Source organism: Comamonas sp. 14P8.1.4 (assembly GCF_057799285.1).
In genome coordinates this window covers 432,637-449,285 of the sequence record NZ_JBYOKN010000002.1, presented here as the reverse complement: position 1 = coordinate 449,285, position 16,649 = coordinate 432,637, and the positions used below count along the sequence as shown (strand labels likewise).

Genomic DNA, 16,649 nt, shown 5'->3' with positions numbered 1-16,649 from the left:
TCACGCCGGGTGCCCGCTCAGAGGCACCATGGCTCAGCCCATTCTAGAAGTCACCCTGCACCGCACCCCACAGTGTTTACGCGGGTGCTGCACTGCAATAAAGCCCGCAGCGCTTGATGCGCATCAAGCCACATCCCCCGCATCGCTGCCATAGGCCTCCAGCCCCATGCGCGTGACCACGGCAATGTCAGCGCCCACGGCCTCGACAAACTCGGCCTCGGCCTGCTGCACCGCCCGCTGAAAAGCCCAGTGCCATTCGCGCCCCGCATCGGTGTACACCACGCGCTTGGCGCGGCGGTCGTGCGGGTCGGCCTCGCGCTGCACCAGGCCCCAGGCCTCGCACTGGTCCACCACATCCAGCATGGCCTGCTTGCTCATGCCCGCACGCTCGGCCAGATCGGTGATGCGGTCCCCCTGCAGCGACAAATGCCGCGTGATGTGGATGTGCGCCGCACCCACCTTGTCGCGCAGCGCTAGGTTGGACAGGGCCAGCGGCGTTTCATCGTCCTGCGCCATCAGGCTGCGCACCCGGGCATCGAACTTGCGCATGGCGTGGCCCAGCAGGCGGCCAAAGTGCGTCTGGCGCCAGGCTTCATCGACGGGAGCAATAGTGGGAATTTGCATAAAAGTCAGTTTAACGAATAGTCAAACAACTTGACTAATAAATTTTCAAAACCCACATACACTACTGTTCAAGCATCCAGCCTGTGGGCAATTACAGGGGATGCACTTGTGAAAGTCATCCCCTTTTTTCTTCAAGGAACACACCATGAACGCCATCGCACGCAACACCGACGCCAACAGCGAAAAAGCCAAGGCACTGGCCGCCGCCCTGGCCCAAATTGAAAAGCAGTTTGGCAAGGGCACCATCATGAAGCTGGGCGAAGGCGAAGCGGTGGAAGACATCCAGGTGGTGTCCACCGGCTCGCTGGGCCTGGACGTGGCACTGGGCGTGGGCGGCCTGCCCCGCGGCCGTGTGATCGAAATCTACGGTCCTGAGTCGTCCGGTAAAACCACGCTGACCCTGCAAGTGGTGGCCGAGATGCAAAAGATCGGCGGCACCTGCGCCTTCATCGACGCGGAACACGCGCTGGACACCTCCTACGCTCAAAAGCTGGGTGTGAACCTCAACGAAGTGCTGATCAGCCAGCCCGACACCGGTGAGCAAGCGCTGGAAATTGTGGACTCGCTGGTGCGCTCCGGTGCGGTGGACTTGATCGTCATCGACTCGGTGGCCGCCTTGGTGCCCAAGGCCGAAATCGAAGGCGAAATGGGTGACCAGTTGCCCGGCCTGCAAGCCCGTTTGATGAGCCAGGCGCTGCGCAAGCTGACTGCCACCATCAAGAAGACCAATTGCACGGTCATCTTCATCAACCAGATCCGCATGAAGATTGGCGTGATGTTCGGCTCGCCCGAAACCACCACCGGCGGTAATGCGCTGAAGTTCTACGCCTCCGTGCGCCTGGACATTCGCCGCACCGGCACCATCAAGAAGGGCGACAACGCCATTGGTAACGAAACCAAGGTCAAGGTCGTCAAGAACAAGGTCTCGCCCCCCTTCAAGGTGGCCGAGTTCGACATTCTGTTCGGCGAAGGCATCAGCCGCGAAGGCGAGATTCTGGACATGGCCGTGGAAGCCAAGCTGCTGGAAAAATCCGGCGCCTGGTATGCCTACAACGGTGAAAAAATCGGCCAAGGCCGTGACAACGCCCGCGAATTCCTGAAAGAAAACGCCGCCCTGGCCGTGGAAATTGAAAACAAGGTGCGTGAGAGCCTGGGCATCAGCCTGATCCCCGTGGCCGAAGGCGAAACCGCTGCCAAGCCCGCCAAGGGCAAAAAGGGTGACAAGGGTGCTGCAGCAGCCGACGAAGACGGTGTGATCGGCTAATTCACCCCGCTCTTTCAATGACCAAATAGGCTGCCAGCGCTGACTGCACAAGCGCTGGCAGCTATTTTTTTTAGACCATGGGTTTTCAGAAAATCTCACTCACCGGCCGCGCCATCAAACTGCTGGGCCAGCGCGAACACTCGCGCCTGGAGCTGGAGCGCAAGCTCGCCCCCCATGTGGAAGAAGGCGAGGATCTGGCCGCTGTGCTGGATGCGCTGGAGGCCAAAAACTTCATCAACCCCGAGCGCGTGGCGCAATCCGTGCTCTACCGGCGCAGCAGCAAGCTGGGCACTTCGCGGGTGTTGCACGAGTTGCGCAGCAAGGGCCTGGATGACGAGGTGGTGCGCGCTGCGGCCGAACAACTCAAAGACAGCGAACACGCGCGCGCCTACGACGTATGGCTGCGCAAATTTGGCGAAGTGGCCGACACCCCCCAGGCGCGCATGAAGCAGATGCGCTTTCTGGCCAGCCGCGGCTTTGGCGGCGATGTGGTGAGCAAGGTGCTGCGCGGGCAAGCACCCGAGGTGTAAGCCCGCCGCCAGCGCACATGGGTGACGGCCTTGCCCACATGCACTGACCATAATCCGGCACCATCCACCACCACGCCGCAGCGGTCGCTGCACGTTAACTATGTCTGTTGTACACCCTGTCGCTTTGGTCACTGGTTCCACATCGGGCATAGGTCAAGCCATTGCACGCAGACTGGCCAGTGAGGGCTATGCCGTCATCGTGCATTCCCGCAGTTCGAGGGCCGCAGGGGCTGCCATGGTGCAGGAGCTGGGCAATGCCACCTATATTCAGGCGGACTTGGCGCTCGACGCGGATCGCGTACGGCTGGTGCAAAAAGCCGTTGCTGTCTGGGGGCGCCTGGATGTACTGGTCAACAACGCCGGTATCAGCCAGATCATTGCCCACGACGATCTGAGCGCCGCCACCCCCGAGGTCTGGCACGCCATGCACGAAGTGAATGTCGTGGCGCCGTTTCGTTTGGTAGCGCTGGCACAGCCTGCCTTGCTGGCTTCGGCCCAGCTGCGCGGCACCCCCAGTTGCGTGGTGAATGTCAGCTCCCACGCGGGTGTCCGGCCCAAGGGGGCATCGATTCCATACGCAGCCAGCAAAGCCGCGCTCAATCACACGACACGTTTGCTGGCGCGCTCACTGGCGCCCCATATCCGCGTGAACGCCGTAGCCCCTGGCCTGGTCGATACCCCGTTGACCGCCAGTTGGACGCAAGCTCAAGCCACATGGCGCAACCAATCACCCATGCAACGTGCCGCCACGCCCGACGACATTGCACAGGCCGTGTCGCTGCTAGCCGCATCAGACTATGTGACCGGTGAAATATTGCTGTGCGACGGTGGCTTGAACCTGACCTAGACCCAGCCCTCAGCGCCAGACGCTCAGTCCCGTGTGGCCCACCAGCACACCAGCGAGCCGCCGGTAATCAGCACCACGCCCTGCCAGAACGGCAGCCCGGGCTGCACCGCCAGCCAAGCGCTGGCCCACAGGGCAGACAGCACCGGCGTGAAGTACGACCCCGCCGCCAGCACGGCCAGATTGCCGCGCTGAATGCCATGCTCCCAGCAGCCATAACCCAAGGCCGTGCACGCACCAATGGCCAGCACTTGCAGCCCCACGCTCAAACTCCATTGCATGGGCGGTGTGGCCACCGCCAGCCATTGCAGCCACAGCAATACGGCGGTGAGCGACAAAAACAGCCCCACCCCATTGAAGCCACCGCCAAACATGCGCGCCAGCACGGAATAGGTTGGCCACATCACGGCGGCGCCAAAGGCCAGCGCGTAGGCCAGCGGGTTGGCCGCCATGTGGGCGGTCAAGCTGTGCCACCACGGGCCTTCCCCGGTCGCTGCGCCCTCACCCACCACCAGCATCAGGCCCCACAGACACAGCGTCACACCGGGCCACAGCCACCAGCGCGCCCGCTGCTGGCGGCAAGCCACGGCCAGCACAATCGTCAGGCAGGGCCAGAGGTAGTTGATCATGCCCAGCTCCAGCGATTGCGGGCGGTCATGCGCCAGGCCGATGGCCACGGACAGGCAGATTTCATAGAGCGCAAACAGCAGGCCGCAGACGATCAAATACACGCGGGAGACCTTGCGCAGCTGCGCGCGCGTGGGCCGCCCTTTGACCAGCAGCACCATGGCCGCGCTGACGGTGTAGAGCATGGCGGCACCACCGAGCGCGCCCAGCGCTTCGGCCACCGAGCGCATCAGTCCGACGGTGCAGCTCCAGCACAGCACGGCCACCAGGCCAATCAGGGTGGCGCGGCGCACCTGCGCTGCATGCATTTGCGAGGAAGTCATGCCATCTCAAAAAAATGAGCTGCTAGCGCTTGCTACACCTGCGCTAGCAACGGTTTTTATTCATATTTTGGCCACCTGTGCGCCGCGCAGCCACCAAAAAAAGCGGCCCGCAGGCCGCTGTGTGTCAGTGCCATGCCCGCCGTGCCGCAGCCCGGGCGAGCGCCAGCGCTTAGAGGCCGAGCATCAGCTGCAGATTCTGCACTGCTGCGCCGCTGGCACCCTTGCCCAGGTTGTCCAGGCGTGCAATCAGCACGGCTTGGCGGTGCTGTTCATTGGCAAACACGCGCAGCTCCAGCTGGTTGGTATTGGCCAGCGTATCGGCAGCCAGCTTGTTGTCGTCGGTCGGGGGCAACACCTTCACCCATTGCACGGGGGTGTTGGTCTTCGCGTAGTGGCTGGCCAGCGCATCGTGCAGATCTTGTGCCTTGGGTGCGCCAGGCAGCAGGTCCAGATGCAGGGGCAGCTGCACCAGCATGCCCTGGGCAAAGTTGCTCACGGCAGGAATGAACACGGGACGGCGGGTCATGCCGGTGTACTGCAGGATTTCCGGGATGTGCTTGTGCGCCAGACCCAGGCCGTAGGCTTCATAGGGCGCGGCCGTGCCGGCTTCGTAGGTTTCAATCATGGGGCGGCCACCGCCGGTGTAGCCCGAGATAGAAGGCAGTGCCACGGGGTAGTCCGCGGGCAGCAGGCCCGCATCGACCAGCGGGCGCAACAGCGCAATCGCGCCGGTGGCGTAGCAACCGGGGTTGGAGACGCGCGTCGCGGTCTTCACCGCATCCAGCTGGCCTGCGCACAGCTCTGGAAAGCCATAGACCCAGCCGGGGGCCACACGGTGCGCGGTGGAAGCGTCGATGATCTTGATGGCGCGACCGGTTTCGGCCGTGATGCCGTCGACCATGGCCGTGGTCTCCTTGGCGGCGTCGTCATGCAGGCACAGGATCACCAGATCCACGCCAGCGATTAGCGCACGCTTGGCCGCCGGGTCTTTGCGCAGCTCTGGCGCAATGCTGACCAGCTCCACACCAGCCATCCCCTGCAAGCGGTCACGGATCTGTAGACCCGTGGTGCCAGCTTCGCCATCAATAAAGACTTTGGACATCTCAACGCTCCCGCGCCCCTCGGCGCATATCTGTATCTGTGCCGCAGCACCATCAAAAAAAACGGATTGTCGCTGCTGCAGCCGAACTGCATGTGAAAAAGTGATTTAGCACCGCACGCCCATGGGTAAACCCGTGGATTTCTCTCTTGTCCGACGCTGCAATCTACGTATTGACTTACGTATAGACATACGTAGATCCCACTGGACAAAGCACTTTTTGGTTGCAATGCAACATGGTACATTCTTTGATTGCCATGTCATACGAGCCCGGCTCCGCATGTTTAGGCAGCAGGAAAACGGGCAATTTCCCCTCCGTTTCAGAGAGACAAGACTCATGAAGATTCATGAATACCAAGGCAAGGAAATCTTGCGTCAATTCGGCGTGCCAGTACCCCGTGGCATTCCGGCATTCACCGTCCAAGAAGCTGTAGAGGCAGCACAAAAGCTTGGCGGCCCAGTTTGGGTGGTGAAGGCGCAGATCCATGCTGGTGGCCGCGGCAAGGGCGGCGGCGTGAAGGTGGCTAAGTCCATCGACGACGTGAAGGCACTGTCCGAGCAAATCCTCGGCATGCAGCTGATTACCCACCAAACTGGCGCGGAAGGCCAGAAGGTGCGTCGCCTGTACATCGAAGACGGCGCCGACATCAAGAACGAGCTGTATGTGTCGCTGGTGACTGACCGCGCGACCCAGAAGGTGGCCCTGATCGCTTCGAGCGAAGGCGGCATGGACATTGAAGAAGTGGCCCATTCCACCCCCGAGAAGATCATCACCGAGATGATTGACCCACAGACTGGCATCACCGAAGCGCAATCGCGCAAGGTGGCTGCTGCCATCGGTCTGGAAGGCAAGTCCATCGACCAAGCCGTAGACATCTTCGCCAAGATCTACAAGTGCTACATGGACACCGACGCGTCGCTAGTGGAAATCAACCCCCTGAACTGCGACTCCAAGGGCGACCTGATGGCCCTGGATGCCAAGTTCAACTTTGATCCCAACGCCCTGTTCCGTCACCCAGAAATCGTGGCTTACCGCGATCTGGACGAAGAAGACGCTGCAGAAATCGAAGCTTCCAAGTTCGATCTGGCCTACATCTCCCTGGACGGCAACATCGGCTGCCTGGTGAACGGCGCTGGCCTGGCCATGGCCACCATGGACACCATCAAGCTGTTCGGCGGCGAGCCTGCCAACTTCCTGGACGTGGGCGGCGGCGCAACGGCCGAGAAGGTCACTGAAGCCTTCAAGATCATGCTCAAGAACCCTGAAGTCAAGGGCATCTTGGTCAACATCTTCGGCGGCATCATGAAGTGCGACACCATCGCCAACGGCGTGGTCACCGCTTGCAAGGCCGTGAACCTGAGCGTGCCACTGGTGGTGCGCATGAAGGGCACCAACGAAGAGCTGGGCAAACAAATTCTCAAGGATTCCGGTCTGCCCATCATCGCTGCCGACACCATGGCTGAAGCTGCGACCAAGATCGTTGCTGCCGTTAAGTAATACGCCCCGGAGATACACAACATGTCGATCTTTATCAACAAAGACACCAAAGTCATCACCCAGGGCATTACTGGTAAGACTGGCCAATTCCACACTGAAAAGTGCCAGGAATACGCAAACGGCAAGAACTGCTTCGTCGCTGGCGTGAACCCCAAGAAGGCCGGCGAGCGCATTTTTGACATCCCAATCTACGGCTCCGTGCGCGATGCCGCCAAAGACACGGGCGCGACCGTGTCCGTGATCTACGTGCCACCAGCAGGCGCAGCTGCCGCCATCTGGGAAGCTGTGGAAGCCGATCTGGACCTGGCCATCTGTATCACCGAAGGCATCCCAGTGCGCGACATGCTGGAAGTGCGCAACAAGATGAAGGCCAAGGAAGCGGCTGGCGGCAAGAAGACCCTGCTGCTGGGCCCCAACTGCCCCGGTCTGATCACGCCTGACGAAATCAAGATCGGCATCATGCCCGGTCACATCCACAAAAAGGGCCGCGTGGGCGTGGTGAGCCGTTCCGGCACACTGACTTACGAAGCCGTGGCACAGCTGACCGAACTGGGCATTGGCCAGTCGTCGGCCGTCGGTATCGGTGGTGACCCCATCAACGGTCTGAAGCACATCGACGTGATGCGTGCTTTCAATGAAGACCCAGACACCGACGCCGTGATCATGATTGGTGAAATCGGTGGTCCGGACGAAGCCGAAGCAGCCATGTGGTGCAAGGCCAATATGAAGAAGCCTATCGTGGGCTTCATCGCTGGTGTGACTGCCCCTCCCGGCAAGCGCATGGGGCACGCTGGCGCGCTGATCTCCGGCGGCGCTGACACAGCCGATGCCAAGCTGGCCATCATGGAAGAGTGCGGTTTCACCATCACCCGCAACCCTTCCGAAATGGGTCGCCTGCTGCAAGGCCTGCTCAAGAAGTAAGCCAGCAACCGCACGCTGACCACCATGCCGCCCCGATGCACGTCGGGGCGGCATTTTTTTCGTGCCCCACCCTCGGTGGTGTGCCACGCTTTTACGCAGAATTACGCACGCTTCACCAAAAACTGCCGCTTACACTGCCCATTCCCCAAAAAAGGAAGCGCCAGCCAGTGCAAACCGGCTGGCGTTTTCCATTCATAACAGTGGAGTAAATATGGAGTTTTTGAACAGTGCCGATTTCTGGATCGGCTTGGTGAAGATCGTCTGGATCAACATCATTCTTTCGGGCGACAACGCCGTCGTCATCGCCCTTGCAGCCCGTTCGCTGCCCCCCGCACAGCAAAAGCAAGCCATCATGTTTGGCTCTGGCGCTGCCGTGGTGCTGCGCATTGTGCTGACCATTGTGGCGGCCAAGCTGCTGGAGCTGTCCTTCCTGCAAGTGGTGGGCGGCTGCCTGCTGCTGTGGATTGGCTACCAGCTGCTGACCGGCGAAGAAGACGGTGAAGGCGAATCCAAGGGCAACGGCTCCATGATGGCAGCCATTCGCACCATTCTGATTGCCGACCTGGTGATGAGCCTGGACAACGTAATCGCCGTCGCCGCTACCGCGCAAGGCAATATGGTGCTGCTGATCTTGGGTCTGGCCATCTCCATCCCGCTGGTGATTTTTGGCTCGACGCTGATGATCAAGCTGATGGAACGCTTCCCCGTCATCATCACCCTGGGCGCAGCCCTGATTGGCTGGGTTGGTGGCGAAACCATCGTCAATGACAACCTGCTGCACGGCTACACCATGGCCCACCCCTGGCTGCACTATGTCGCCGCAGCTGCAGGCGCCGTGCTGGTCGTCGGCCTGGGCAAATGGATGCAAAACCGCCAGCAAGCACCTGCCAAGGTGTAAGCACAACCGCTGCATACAAAAAAAGGACGCCTCAGGCGTCCTTTTTTATTGGTCCATATTTCTTGCGCGGGCCTAGCCTTACTTAAATAGCGACTGCTATGCGCACGCTGTGGGTAAAGGTGGGTAATGGCGCTGCTACAACGCACTCCAACCACGCTCTCCGGGCCCACTATGGCGAAATGCGCACTCGGAACGGGATACTCTTTTCAAGCCGTCACACTCAGCCACCCAGCACTTCAAAAACAGAAGCGGTGAGCTTTGATCGTTCAATAAATTCTTACCGTTTTCCATGCCAAAGACAAGAAACACAAGCGCTTGCCGCTATGAATTTCAAGGCATGCGATCTACTGCATCAATTTGACAAAAACGTCAGCTCAATGACGTTCGTTGCTGCTGCGATGTGACATTCATTGTCATTCAACAAGAAATTCTTTCTTTTCCTTACAAAATCACTGTAGGACAACGCTGGCACGCCGTTTGCTCACCCATGGAGGTACTTTCTTTTTTCTTCACTCCAAGGAGCTTTTCATGAAGCGTACGATGCAAAAGGGTTTCACCCTGATCGAACTGATGATCGTGGTGGCGATTATTGGTATTTTGGCTGCGGTGGCACTGCCTGCTTATCAAGACTACACCGTGCGTGCACGTGTGACTGAAGGGTTAGGTATCGCCCAAGGCGCCAAAGCGATGGTTGCAAGCGATGTCTCAACCGAAGCAGACCTAATTGTCGCAAGTACAACATGGAATGCTCAAGCCGCAAATACTGGTGCCAATAGCAAAATGGTAACTTCTGTTTGCTTCGCAGCTACCAGTGCTCCTGCTACCACTTGCGAGCCAACCGCAGCAGGCGTGAGCGGTGAAGTTGTAATTTCATATAACAACGCAGCCGTCGGTATTGCCGCCGCTGAAAGCACCTTGGTGTTGTCCCCATGGGTACGCGATACTGCAGGTGCTCCTCAAACCTTGGCAGCTGCGTTAGCAGCGGGCGCCACTGGCTCCTTGGACTGGTCTTGCCAATCCGTTACAACCGCTACAGCCACTGCACGAAATATGGTAGGAACAGCAGGCACTTTGCTCGCTCGTTTCGCTCCTGCTGAGTGCCGTTAATTCAGTTACTTAGCTGATCGAAAAAGGATTCCCAATGGAATCCTTTTTCTTTTCCCCTTGTCTCTTACCGTTATGTTCAGTGAGAAAAAACGCCTGTCCTTTGCCTGCAAAGCATTGGGCATTCATTTGGCAGCCAGCTGCGCCGTAGCCTTGGCCGTTGCATGGCTGGTATTCACTGTCTGGGTACCTGCGCCCTACCAAGGGTTGGTGCAAGCACCCCAGCTATTCATCGTGTTATTGCTGGTGGATGTGGTGTGTGGACCCCTATTGACGGCCATACTGGCCAACCCTGCCAAACCCCGCAAAGAGCTGCGACTGGATTTCGCTATGGTGGTACTCATACAGCTGGGTGCTTTGGCCTACGGCTTGCACACGATTGCCAACGCCCGCCCTGTCGCCCTAGTCTTTGAAGTCGATCGCTTCGCCGTAGTGTCTGCCTCGCAGGTCCATACAAAGGAATTAACGCAGGCTACAGCCGAGTTGCAAAAACTCTCATGGAACGGTCCACAATTACTAGGCACCCGTGCACCTCATAGCCCCGATGAAAAGCTACAGAGCATTGAGCTGTCATTGCAAGGCCTAGAGCCCAGCGCCCGACCCAACTGGTGGCAAAGCTACGAACTCAGTAGGCCACAAGTGGTTGCACGTATGCAGCCCTTGCAAGCCTTGCACCAGCGCGCACCTGCCGCACAGCGCACGTTGATAGATGCCGAACTGCACAAAATTCAACGATCCATAGCCCAAACTTTTTATTTGCCCTTGGTCTCCAGCCACCAGCTCGACAGCTGGATCGTCATGCTCGACGCGCAGGCTTACATCGTGGGGCACGTAGCGGTAGACGGATTCCAGTAAGCCTTTATCAAGCGGCCACAAAGCTGCCCGACTTGCCCCCGTGCTTCTCCAGCACTCGCACGCCCTCCATCACCATGCCTTTGTCCACCGCCTTGCACATGTCATAAATGGTCAGAAGGCTGATCTGGACTGCGGTGAGTGCTTCCATTTCTACACCGGTCTTGCCATGCAGCTCCACGGTGGCTTCACAGCGCACGGCGTTGTCTGCGGGTAGCAGTTCAAAATCCACGGCGACACGGGTGAGTGCCAAGGGGTGGCACAGCGGAATCAGGTTGCTGGTTTGCTTGGCTGCCATAATGCCGGCAATGCGTGCCACGCCCAGCACGTCGCCTTTTTTGGCGGAGCCTTTTTGAATAATTTCCAGCGTTTCGGGACGCATCACAATCCGGCCTTCGGCCACGGCCACGCGGTGCGTGGGCGCCTTGCCGCCCACATCCACCATATGGGCTTGGCCGTGGGCGTCAAAGTGGGTCAGGCCGTCATTGGGGGCAAGGGTGTCGCTCATGGTCTTTGCAATATTCGGGGATACAGGGCTGCCGTGTTCAGGCCTTTGCCTTGGCAGGCATGTAAAGCTGGGAACACGGGCGCAATGCAGGCATCATAAGAGGCTGTTGTTGCCTCAGACGGCCTTGTGCCTTTTTGCCTGCCCATGACTTCTGCACTGCTACGCCTTTCGGCCCCTGTTCTTCGCACCAGCGTGCTGGCGCTGGCCTTGGGTGTGCCCATGTGGCACGGGGCGGCTGCGCATGCGCAAATTGCGCTGCCCAGCATGGGCGACGGGGCAGACCTAACCACCAGCGAAGAGCGCCGCCTGGGCGACCGCATCATTCGCTCGCTCTACCGCGATCCCGACTACATCGATGACCCTCAACTGCACGCCTATGTGATGGGTATCTGGCAGCCGCTGGTACAGGCCTCCAAAGCGCGCGGTGATTTGTCGCCAGAGCTGCAAGAGCGTTTTGCCTGGCAGGTGCTGCTGGGGCGCGATAAAAGCATCAACGCATTTGCGCTGCCCGGTGGCTATCTGGGCGTGCACCTGGGGCTGATTGGCGCAGTCTCCAGCAGTGATGAGCTGGCCACGGTGATGGCCCACGAATTGACCCACGTGACGCAGCGCCACATTGCGCGCATGTTTGGCGAAGAGAAAAAGAACCTGCCCTTCATGATCGCGGGCATGGTGCTGGGTGCGCTGGCGGCCAGCAAAAGCCCCGATGCAGCCAATGCGCTGATTGTGGGCGGGCAAGCGGCGGCCATCCAGAACCAGCTGGGGTTTTCACGCAGCATGGAGCGCGAGGCCGACCGTATTGGCTACAGCCTGCTGGCGCCTGCGGGGTTCGCGCCCCAGGGGGCCGTGAGCATGTTTGAGAAGCTGCAGCACGCCAGCCGCCTGAATGACAACGGCAGCTGGCCTTACCTGCGCAGCCACCCCTTGACCACGGAACGCATGGCCGACATGCAAACCCGTGTGCCCCACGGCCAGACCCAGCCCCCTGTCCCTACGATGGAGCACGCCATGATGGCAGGGCGCGCACGGGTGCTGAGCCGCCCGGGCATTGATACGCTGCGCCAATGGACACAGATGCCCGATGCACCAGGTTTTGCACAGCTCAGCGCCAATGATCAGGCAGCCCAGTGGTATGTGGCCACGTTAAGCCAGATGGAGCTAAAGAACCTCAGTGAAGCGCGCAAGATGTGGCAGCAGCTGTCAGCGCATGTGCAGGCACAGGGCAATGCGGCTGCCAAACAGCAGGTGCGCTGGCTGGGTGCAGAGCTGGAGCTGGCAGCCCAGCAGCCACAGGCTGCGCTGCAGTTGCTGGATCACACCGATCTGCGCGGCCCGCAGCCACGGCCTGCGCTGGTGCTGGGCAGCCAAGCGCTGATGGCCACAGGGCAGGCCAGCAAAGTCTCTGACCGCCTGCAGTCGTGGGTGGTCGATCACCCCAACGATGCGACCGCATGGCGGTTGCTGGCCCAGGCCTGGCACGCACAGAACCAGAGTTTGCGTGCCGTGCGCGCAGAGGCAGAAGCCCATGTGGCGCATTACGACTATCCCGCGGCCGTGGATCGCTTCAAAGCCGCGCAAGACTTGGCACGCCGTGGCCAAGGCGACCACATTGAGGCATCCATTGTGGATACGCGCTTACGTGCGGTCGAGGCCTTATTGCGGGAACAGGCGCGCGAGAAGTGATTCGATCGCCATGCCCAGCAGCGAGTAAAGGATGGCACCCCACACGGCGGCCCAAAAACCCGTCACGTGCAAGCCGCCCAGCAGCCCCGAGGCCGCCCACAGCATCAGGCCGTTGATCACGAAAAGGAACAATCCCACCGTGATCAGCGTGACCGGCAGCGTCAGCACAATCAGAAGCGGGCGTACCAGAGTGTTGAGCAGGCTGATGATGATCACCGCCAGCAATGCAGAACCATAGTTTTGCACCTGCACGCCGCTGAACACCGCAGCCACCAGCAAAAGCGCTCCCGCGCTCAGCAACCATTTCAGCAAAAGTTTCATGCACACCAGCATAGCAGGCGGTGCAGCGGCTGTGCGGCAGACCGCGCAGGCCCAAATTTTCGACCATGAAAAAAGGGGCCGAAGCCCCTGGTGTGCAGCGATGGAGAACTTCAGGCCGCCAGCGTCTCGCCCACCAGCACCGTCCACAGCGCACCCACGCTGGCCAGCGTTCCTGCGAGCTTGCGCAGCGGCGACTCGGTCTGGTGCACCACAGCTTCCGATGCCTGCTGCTTGGGGCGGCGCATATCAATCACTTGCGATTGGGCACCGTGCTCGGCTTGCAGGGCTTCCAGGAGCTCCTGCAGGGGGCCGCGCGCCAGTACCGTGGTTACTTGAATGCCTTGCTCACTGAGCACAGGCACACAGTCCTGGAACAAACGCTCTGCCCATTTGTTGCGCCAGTTCTCCCGCGAACGGTTGCTGACGAAGCGACTCACCCGATGGGTGATGCGCGGTGCACAGCCCACCAGCACCCAGCGGGCATTGCGGGCCTGGGGCGTACGCCCCGCCGTTTGCAGCAGCAGCTTGGCGTAATCGGCGTCATCCACGTACACGATGATAGTTTCCACGGCATTTTTCCTCATCAACCAAGAAGGTGAGTGCAACTGGTGCACCCAACTGCAATTAAAAAGCCCTGCTGAGACCCGCCAGGACACACAAAGTTCCTGGGCATTGCCACCCGCAGGGCTTGCAATGGCACTCAAGGTGCCATGACACGGTTAGTGCGCAGCTTCTTCTGGCTTGCTCTTCTTGGAGGCCACCAGCTTACCCAGTGCCAGCACCAGCAGCGCACCACCGACGTGGGCCAGCCAGTAGATAGGCATCGAGGCATTGAAGACCGCCATACCTTGCTCGTCAGCTGCCAGCAACTTGGGCGCCCAAGTCCACTTGTCAGGATTCACGAACAGTGGATCGGTCACCAGCATGCCACCAGCAATCCAACCCAGCAGCATGCCGCCGGCCACAATGATCATGGGGTAGCGTTCCATCAGCTTGATCACCAGCTGCGAGCCCCAAACGATGATCGGGATGGAAATCAGCAGGCCCAGCACGATCAGCAGCATCTGGTGCTCACCGGAGCTTTGGGCCGCACCCGCGATGGCGATCACGTTGTCCACCGACATGACCAAGTCGGCCACGATGATGGTCTTGACGGCCGCCAGCAGCTTGTCGCTGCCCTGGATGTTGTCGTGGCTCTCTTCGTCCGGAGCGATCAGTTTGATACCGATCCACACCAGCAGCAGGGCGCCCACCAGCTTCAGCGCAGGCAGAGCCAGCAGCACCATGGCGAAGGCGATCAAGATCACGCGCAAGACAATGGCACCGGCCGTGCCGTAGATGATGCCCTTGCGACGCTGCTCAGGCGGCAGCTTGCGGCAGGCCAGCGCGATCACAACCGCGTTGTCGCCACCCAGCAAGATGTCGATGATGATGATTTGCCCCAGCGCAATCCAGAACGGGGCATGGGTCAGGAAGTCCAAATCCATAGTAAACCTCAGTTGGAAACCTGCATGCGCGACAAAGCACGCCTGCAGTGGTTACTTACGCATGATCACCCGGGGGAAAGTCTTTTCGTGGGGCAAAGCAAGGCCTTGCTCACTATGGGAGCTTCTTTGGGGACCACGTGTAATCAGTCACCCAAAGGTCTTGCCCGCAAGATCCTGTTGGACCTCACCTGACAAGCCGGAAACCGCAGTTTCGTATTGACGACTTGCCAATCCGCCGGGTTGCAGCTGCAATTGCGCAGACCCAGCGGGGAGCTACTCCCCTTTGAAGCCCGTAGTTTAACCACAAGTTAATGCCTGATGCGCGCTAATGTGCTTACGTTTTTTACGAAATCCATTTTTTACGGGCTCCAGCGCTTAGGCTGACACCGATATGGACTGCATTCACATCACCGACCTCGAAGCTGCCATCAACCACTGGCGCGCCCGCAGCGCGCAGGGGCCGGGCCAGGCACTGGCCGCCCCCGTGAGCGCCCTGGCAGAGGTGTACGCCGCAATGATTGTGCGCCGCAGCACGCAGATTGCACCGCAGGCCCTGCCGGATGCAGCGCTGCAAGCCTGGCTGGCCTGGTATGACACCCAGCCCGACACACCGTGCATCGCCATCTGCTCCACCAGCCAGGGGGACGCGCAGTGCAAGGGCTGCGGGCGCAGTTTTGAAGAGGTGCAGCAGTGGCTGAGCCTGTCACCCTATGCCAAACGCGCGGTCTGGCAGCGCATTACGGTGGAGGGCAAAGCCTTGCGCTTTACCCGCTATGCGGAGCGGGCCGCTGAGCAAAAATCATAAAAAAGTAGCTGCTTGCGCCCGTTATCTCTAGATTTCCTGGTGTTTTATGCCTAAAACCCATAAAAACCAAGCGCTGGCAGCTATATTTTTACCAACCCAGGCCAATGTGCAGCGGCAAGTACACCGCCATGCCCACCACGATGGTGCCCAGAATGCCGCGCTTGAAGAAGAAGTACAGCGTGGCGCACACGGCAGCTGGCAGGCGCGCATCAGCCAAAGAAGTGATCAGTGCGCCCTGGCTCATCAGCAGCTCCGGGGCGATGACGGCGGCCAGCGCTGCCAAGGGGGCGTATTTCAGCCCGCGCTTGAACCACTCCGGCATGGGAACTTCACGCTCAGGGATCATGAAGAAGGCACGGGTCACCACCGTCACCACGGCCAGTCCCAACGTGGTAATCCAGGGCCAGATACCGGAAATTTCAGCACTCATGGCTGCTCCTTGTCATGGGCGCGCTCGGGCAGCGGTAACACCTGGTGCTGCTCGCCCTTGGCCGGATCCGGCGGGCGTATGGCGGGCGCAGGCCGCAGGCGGGCCGCGCGGCGCTCGGCCGCTTCCATCAGCAGACCTGCCGTGATGGCTGCCGCAATCGCCACCAAGATATTCATCTTCAGCGGCAGGGCAAAAGTGGCAATCGCCGCACCACTGGCCATCACGCAGGCCACCCAGGTGGCACTGTCTTTCAACATGGAATACAGCACGCCCAGCAAGGCCAACACGCCGGCAAAGCCCAGGCCCCACTCCAGCGGAATCACATTGGCCAGCAAAATACCGGCAATCGACGAGACCTGCCAGAACACCCAATTGGCCACAGCTGCGCCCCAGAAAAAGGGCAGCTGCTCTGGTTTTTTCTCTGCTGTGGGGTAGCGCTGGGTAAAGGCCACAAAGATGATGTCGCCGCTGAAGTACCCCAGCGTCATGCGGTGGGCCAGGCGCAGGTGGCCAAAGTAAGTGCGCCACATGCTGCTCAAAATCACAAAGCGCAGGTTCACGCAGGTGGCGGTAAACCACACCACCCACAGCGGCGCACCCACCACCATCAGCGGCAAGATGGCCAGCTGCGCACTGCCGGCGTACACGGTGAGCGACATGAAAATGGCCAATGGCACCGACATGCCGGCCTTGACCATGGCCACCCCTGTGACCAGCCCCCAGGCGCCAATGCCCAGCATGGTGGCCAGCACGGCGTGAATGCCCTGGTTGAAGGCCGGATCTTGCGCAATACCTGTGGCACGGCGCTGCAAAGCACGGGCGTTCATGGCA

At 60.1% G+C, this 16,649-nt stretch carries 19 protein-coding genes; 10 read left to right on the top strand and 9 right to left on the bottom strand.

Annotated features, from left to right (window positions below):
• Positions 1–123 precede the first annotated feature (123 nt).
• A complete protein-coding gene (locus tag AC27VO_RS06725) occupies positions 124–624 on the bottom strand; it encodes a MarR family winged helix-turn-helix transcriptional regulator (RefSeq protein WP_488665937.1) in 501 nt (166 codons plus the stop codon).
• 145 nt (positions 625–769) lie between these two features.
• Here AC27VO_RS06725 and recA point away from each other — a divergent pair, with 145 nt between their 5' ends.
• From recA to AC27VO_RS06710, 3 genes are all read left to right on the top strand, one after another.
• A complete protein-coding gene (gene recA / locus AC27VO_RS06720; RefSeq protein ID WP_488665936.1) occupies positions 770–1,888 on the top strand; it encodes a recombinase RecA in 1,119 nt (372 codons plus the stop codon).
• Between the two features lie 77 nt (positions 1,889–1,965).
• Positions 1,966–2,418 carry a recombination regulator RecX gene (gene recX / locus AC27VO_RS06715; RefSeq protein WP_488665935.1) on the top strand — a complete coding sequence of 151 codons (453 nt, stop codon included), beginning with the start codon at positions 1,966–1,968 and terminating at the stop codon, positions 2,416–2,418.
• Positions 2,419–2,518: 100 nt separating this feature from the next.
• A complete protein-coding gene (locus AC27VO_RS06710; protein WP_488665934.1) occupies positions 2,519–3,265 on the top strand; it encodes an SDR family NAD(P)-dependent oxidoreductase in 747 nt (248 codons plus the stop codon).
• Positions 3,266–3,288: 23 nt separating this feature from the next.
• On the opposite strand, the gene yddG is transcribed toward AC27VO_RS06710, so the two are convergent.
• Complete coding sequence (yddG, locus tag AC27VO_RS06705) at positions 3,289–4,212, bottom strand: aromatic amino acid DMT transporter YddG (protein ID WP_488665933.1); 924 nt, start codon at positions 4,210–4,212, stop codon at positions 3,289–3,291.
• 169 nt (positions 4,213–4,381) lie between these two features.
• Positions 4,382–5,314 (bottom strand): N-acetyl-gamma-glutamyl-phosphate reductase, encoded by a 933-nt coding sequence (gene argC, locus AC27VO_RS06700; RefSeq protein ID WP_488665932.1) that lies wholly within the window; start codon positions 5,312–5,314, stop codon positions 4,382–4,384.
• A 334-nt stretch (positions 5,315–5,648) separates the two neighbouring features.
• Between argC and sucC the strand changes: the two genes are divergently transcribed.
• From sucC to tfpZ, 5 genes are all read left to right on the top strand, one after another.
• Complete coding sequence (gene sucC / locus AC27VO_RS06695; protein ID WP_488665931.1) at positions 5,649–6,809, top strand: ADP-forming succinate--CoA ligase subunit beta; 1,161 nt, start codon at positions 5,649–5,651, stop codon at positions 6,807–6,809.
• Between the two features lie 21 nt (positions 6,810–6,830).
• Positions 6,831–7,730, top strand: a complete 900-nt coding sequence (gene sucD, locus AC27VO_RS06690; RefSeq protein WP_488665930.1) for a succinate--CoA ligase subunit alpha — start codon at positions 6,831–6,833, stop codon at positions 7,728–7,730.
• Between the two features lie 211 nt (positions 7,731–7,941).
• Positions 7,942–8,628: a TerC family protein gene (locus AC27VO_RS06685; protein ID WP_488665929.1), complete on the top strand. Its 687-nt coding sequence runs from the start codon at positions 7,942–7,944 to the stop codon at positions 8,626–8,628.
• A gap of 528 nt (positions 8,629–9,156) precedes the next feature.
• The gene (locus tag AC27VO_RS06680) at positions 9,157–9,735 is read left to right on the top strand and encodes a pilin (protein WP_488665928.1); all 579 of its coding nucleotides are present in this window, start codon (positions 9,157–9,159) and stop codon (positions 9,733–9,735) included.
• Positions 9,736–9,792: 57 nt separating this feature from the next.
• Positions 9,793–10,587 (top strand): TfpX/TfpZ family type IV pilin accessory protein, encoded by a 795-nt coding sequence (tfpZ, locus tag AC27VO_RS06675; RefSeq protein ID WP_488665927.1) that lies wholly within the window; start codon positions 9,793–9,795, stop codon positions 10,585–10,587.
• A 7-nt stretch (positions 10,588–10,594) separates the two neighbouring features.
• Here tfpZ and moaC read toward each other — a convergent pair whose 3' ends face one another.
• Positions 10,595–11,092, bottom strand: a complete 498-nt coding sequence (moaC, locus tag AC27VO_RS06670) for a cyclic pyranopterin monophosphate synthase MoaC (protein ID WP_488665926.1) — start codon at positions 11,090–11,092, stop codon at positions 10,595–10,597.
• Positions 11,093–11,236: 144 nt separating this feature from the next.
• On the opposite strand from moaC, the gene AC27VO_RS06665 reads away from it, so the two are divergent.
• Positions 11,237–12,775 (top strand): M48 family metalloprotease, encoded by a 1,539-nt coding sequence (locus AC27VO_RS06665; RefSeq protein ID WP_488665925.1) that lies wholly within the window; start codon positions 11,237–11,239, stop codon positions 12,773–12,775.
• Here the strand turns inward: AC27VO_RS06665 and AC27VO_RS06660 are convergent.
• The 3 genes from AC27VO_RS06660 to AC27VO_RS06650 all read right to left on the bottom strand — a co-directional run bounded on the left by AC27VO_RS06660 (position 12,746) and on the right by AC27VO_RS06650 (position 14,583).
• Complete coding sequence (locus AC27VO_RS06660; protein ID WP_488665997.1) at positions 12,746–13,096, bottom strand: phage holin family protein; 351 nt, start codon at positions 13,094–13,096, stop codon at positions 12,746–12,748. The two genes, AC27VO_RS06665 and AC27VO_RS06660, sit on opposite strands and share 30 nt — an antisense overlap.
• Before the next feature lie 110 nt (positions 13,097–13,206).
• A complete protein-coding gene (locus AC27VO_RS06655; protein ID WP_488665924.1) occupies positions 13,207–13,665 on the bottom strand; it encodes a hypothetical protein in 459 nt (152 codons plus the stop codon).
• Positions 13,666–13,815: 150 nt separating this feature from the next.
• Entirely contained in the window at positions 13,816–14,583 is a 768-nt protein-coding gene (locus AC27VO_RS06650) for a TerC family protein (protein WP_488665923.1), read from the bottom strand.
• A gap of 391 nt (positions 14,584–14,974) precedes the next feature.
• Between AC27VO_RS06650 and AC27VO_RS06645 the strand changes: the two genes are divergently transcribed.
• Positions 14,975–15,388, top strand: a complete 414-nt coding sequence (locus AC27VO_RS06645) for a DUF3717 domain-containing protein (protein WP_488665922.1) — start codon at positions 14,975–14,977, stop codon at positions 15,386–15,388.
• A gap of 88 nt (positions 15,389–15,476) precedes the next feature.
• On the opposite strand, the gene AC27VO_RS06640 is transcribed toward AC27VO_RS06645, so the two are convergent.
• Positions 15,477–15,818: an AzlD domain-containing protein gene (locus tag AC27VO_RS06640; protein WP_488665921.1), complete on the bottom strand. Its 342-nt coding sequence runs from the start codon at positions 15,816–15,818 to the stop codon at positions 15,477–15,479.
• The gene (locus AC27VO_RS06635; protein WP_488665920.1) at positions 15,815–16,645 is read right to left on the bottom strand and encodes an AzlC family ABC transporter permease; all 831 of its coding nucleotides are present in this window, start codon (positions 16,643–16,645) and stop codon (positions 15,815–15,817) included. Before AC27VO_RS06635 ends, AC27VO_RS06640 begins: the two co-directional genes overlap by 4 nt.
• Between the last annotated feature and the right edge of the window lie 4 nt (positions 16,646–16,649).

Bases quoted from the DNA above. Each gene is read 5' to 3' on its own strand.
- AC27VO_RS06725 (WP_488665937.1), bottom strand. From the start codon at position 624: ATGCAAATTCCCACTATTGCTCCCGTCGATGAAGCCTGGCGCCAGACG.
- recA (WP_488665936.1), top strand. From the start codon at position 770: ATGAACGCCATCGCACGCAACACCGACGCCAACAGCGAAAAAGCCAAG.
- recX (WP_488665935.1), top strand. From the start codon at position 1,966: ATGGGTTTTCAGAAAATCTCACTCACCGGCCGCGCCATCAAACTGCTG.
- AC27VO_RS06710 (WP_488665934.1), top strand. From the start codon at position 2,519: ATGTCTGTTGTACACCCTGTCGCTTTGGTCACTGGTTCCACATCGGGC.
- yddG (WP_488665933.1), bottom strand. From the start codon at position 4,212: ATGACTTCCTCGCAAATGCATGCAGCGCAGGTGCGCCGCGCCACCCTG.
- argC (WP_488665932.1), bottom strand. From the start codon at position 5,314: ATGTCCAAAGTCTTTATTGATGGCGAAGCTGGCACCACGGGTCTACAG.
- sucC (WP_488665931.1), top strand. From the start codon at position 5,649: ATGAAGATTCATGAATACCAAGGCAAGGAAATCTTGCGTCAATTCGGC.
- sucD (WP_488665930.1), top strand. From the start codon at position 6,831: ATGTCGATCTTTATCAACAAAGACACCAAAGTCATCACCCAGGGCATT.
- AC27VO_RS06685 (WP_488665929.1), top strand. From the start codon at position 7,942: ATGGAGTTTTTGAACAGTGCCGATTTCTGGATCGGCTTGGTGAAGATC.
- AC27VO_RS06680 (WP_488665928.1), top strand. From the start codon at position 9,157: ATGAAGCGTACGATGCAAAAGGGTTTCACCCTGATCGAACTGATGATC.
- moaC (WP_488665926.1), bottom strand. From the start codon at position 11,092: ATGAGCGACACCCTTGCCCCCAATGACGGCCTGACCCACTTTGACGCC.
- AC27VO_RS06665 (WP_488665925.1), top strand. From the start codon at position 11,237: ATGACTTCTGCACTGCTACGCCTTTCGGCCCCTGTTCTTCGCACCAGC.
- AC27VO_RS06660 (WP_488665997.1), bottom strand. From the start codon at position 13,096: ATGAAACTTTTGCTGAAATGGTTGCTGAGCGCGGGAGCGCTTTTGCTG.
- AC27VO_RS06650 (WP_488665923.1), bottom strand. From the start codon at position 14,583: ATGGATTTGGACTTCCTGACCCATGCCCCGTTCTGGATTGCGCTGGGG.
- AC27VO_RS06645 (WP_488665922.1), top strand. From the start codon at position 14,975: ATGGACTGCATTCACATCACCGACCTCGAAGCTGCCATCAACCACTGG.
- AC27VO_RS06640 (WP_488665921.1), bottom strand. From the start codon at position 15,818: ATGAGTGCTGAAATTTCCGGTATCTGGCCCTGGATTACCACGTTGGGA.
- AC27VO_RS06635 (WP_488665920.1), bottom strand. From the start codon at position 16,645: ATGAACGCCCGTGCTTTGCAGCGCCGTGCCACAGGTATTGCGCAAGAT.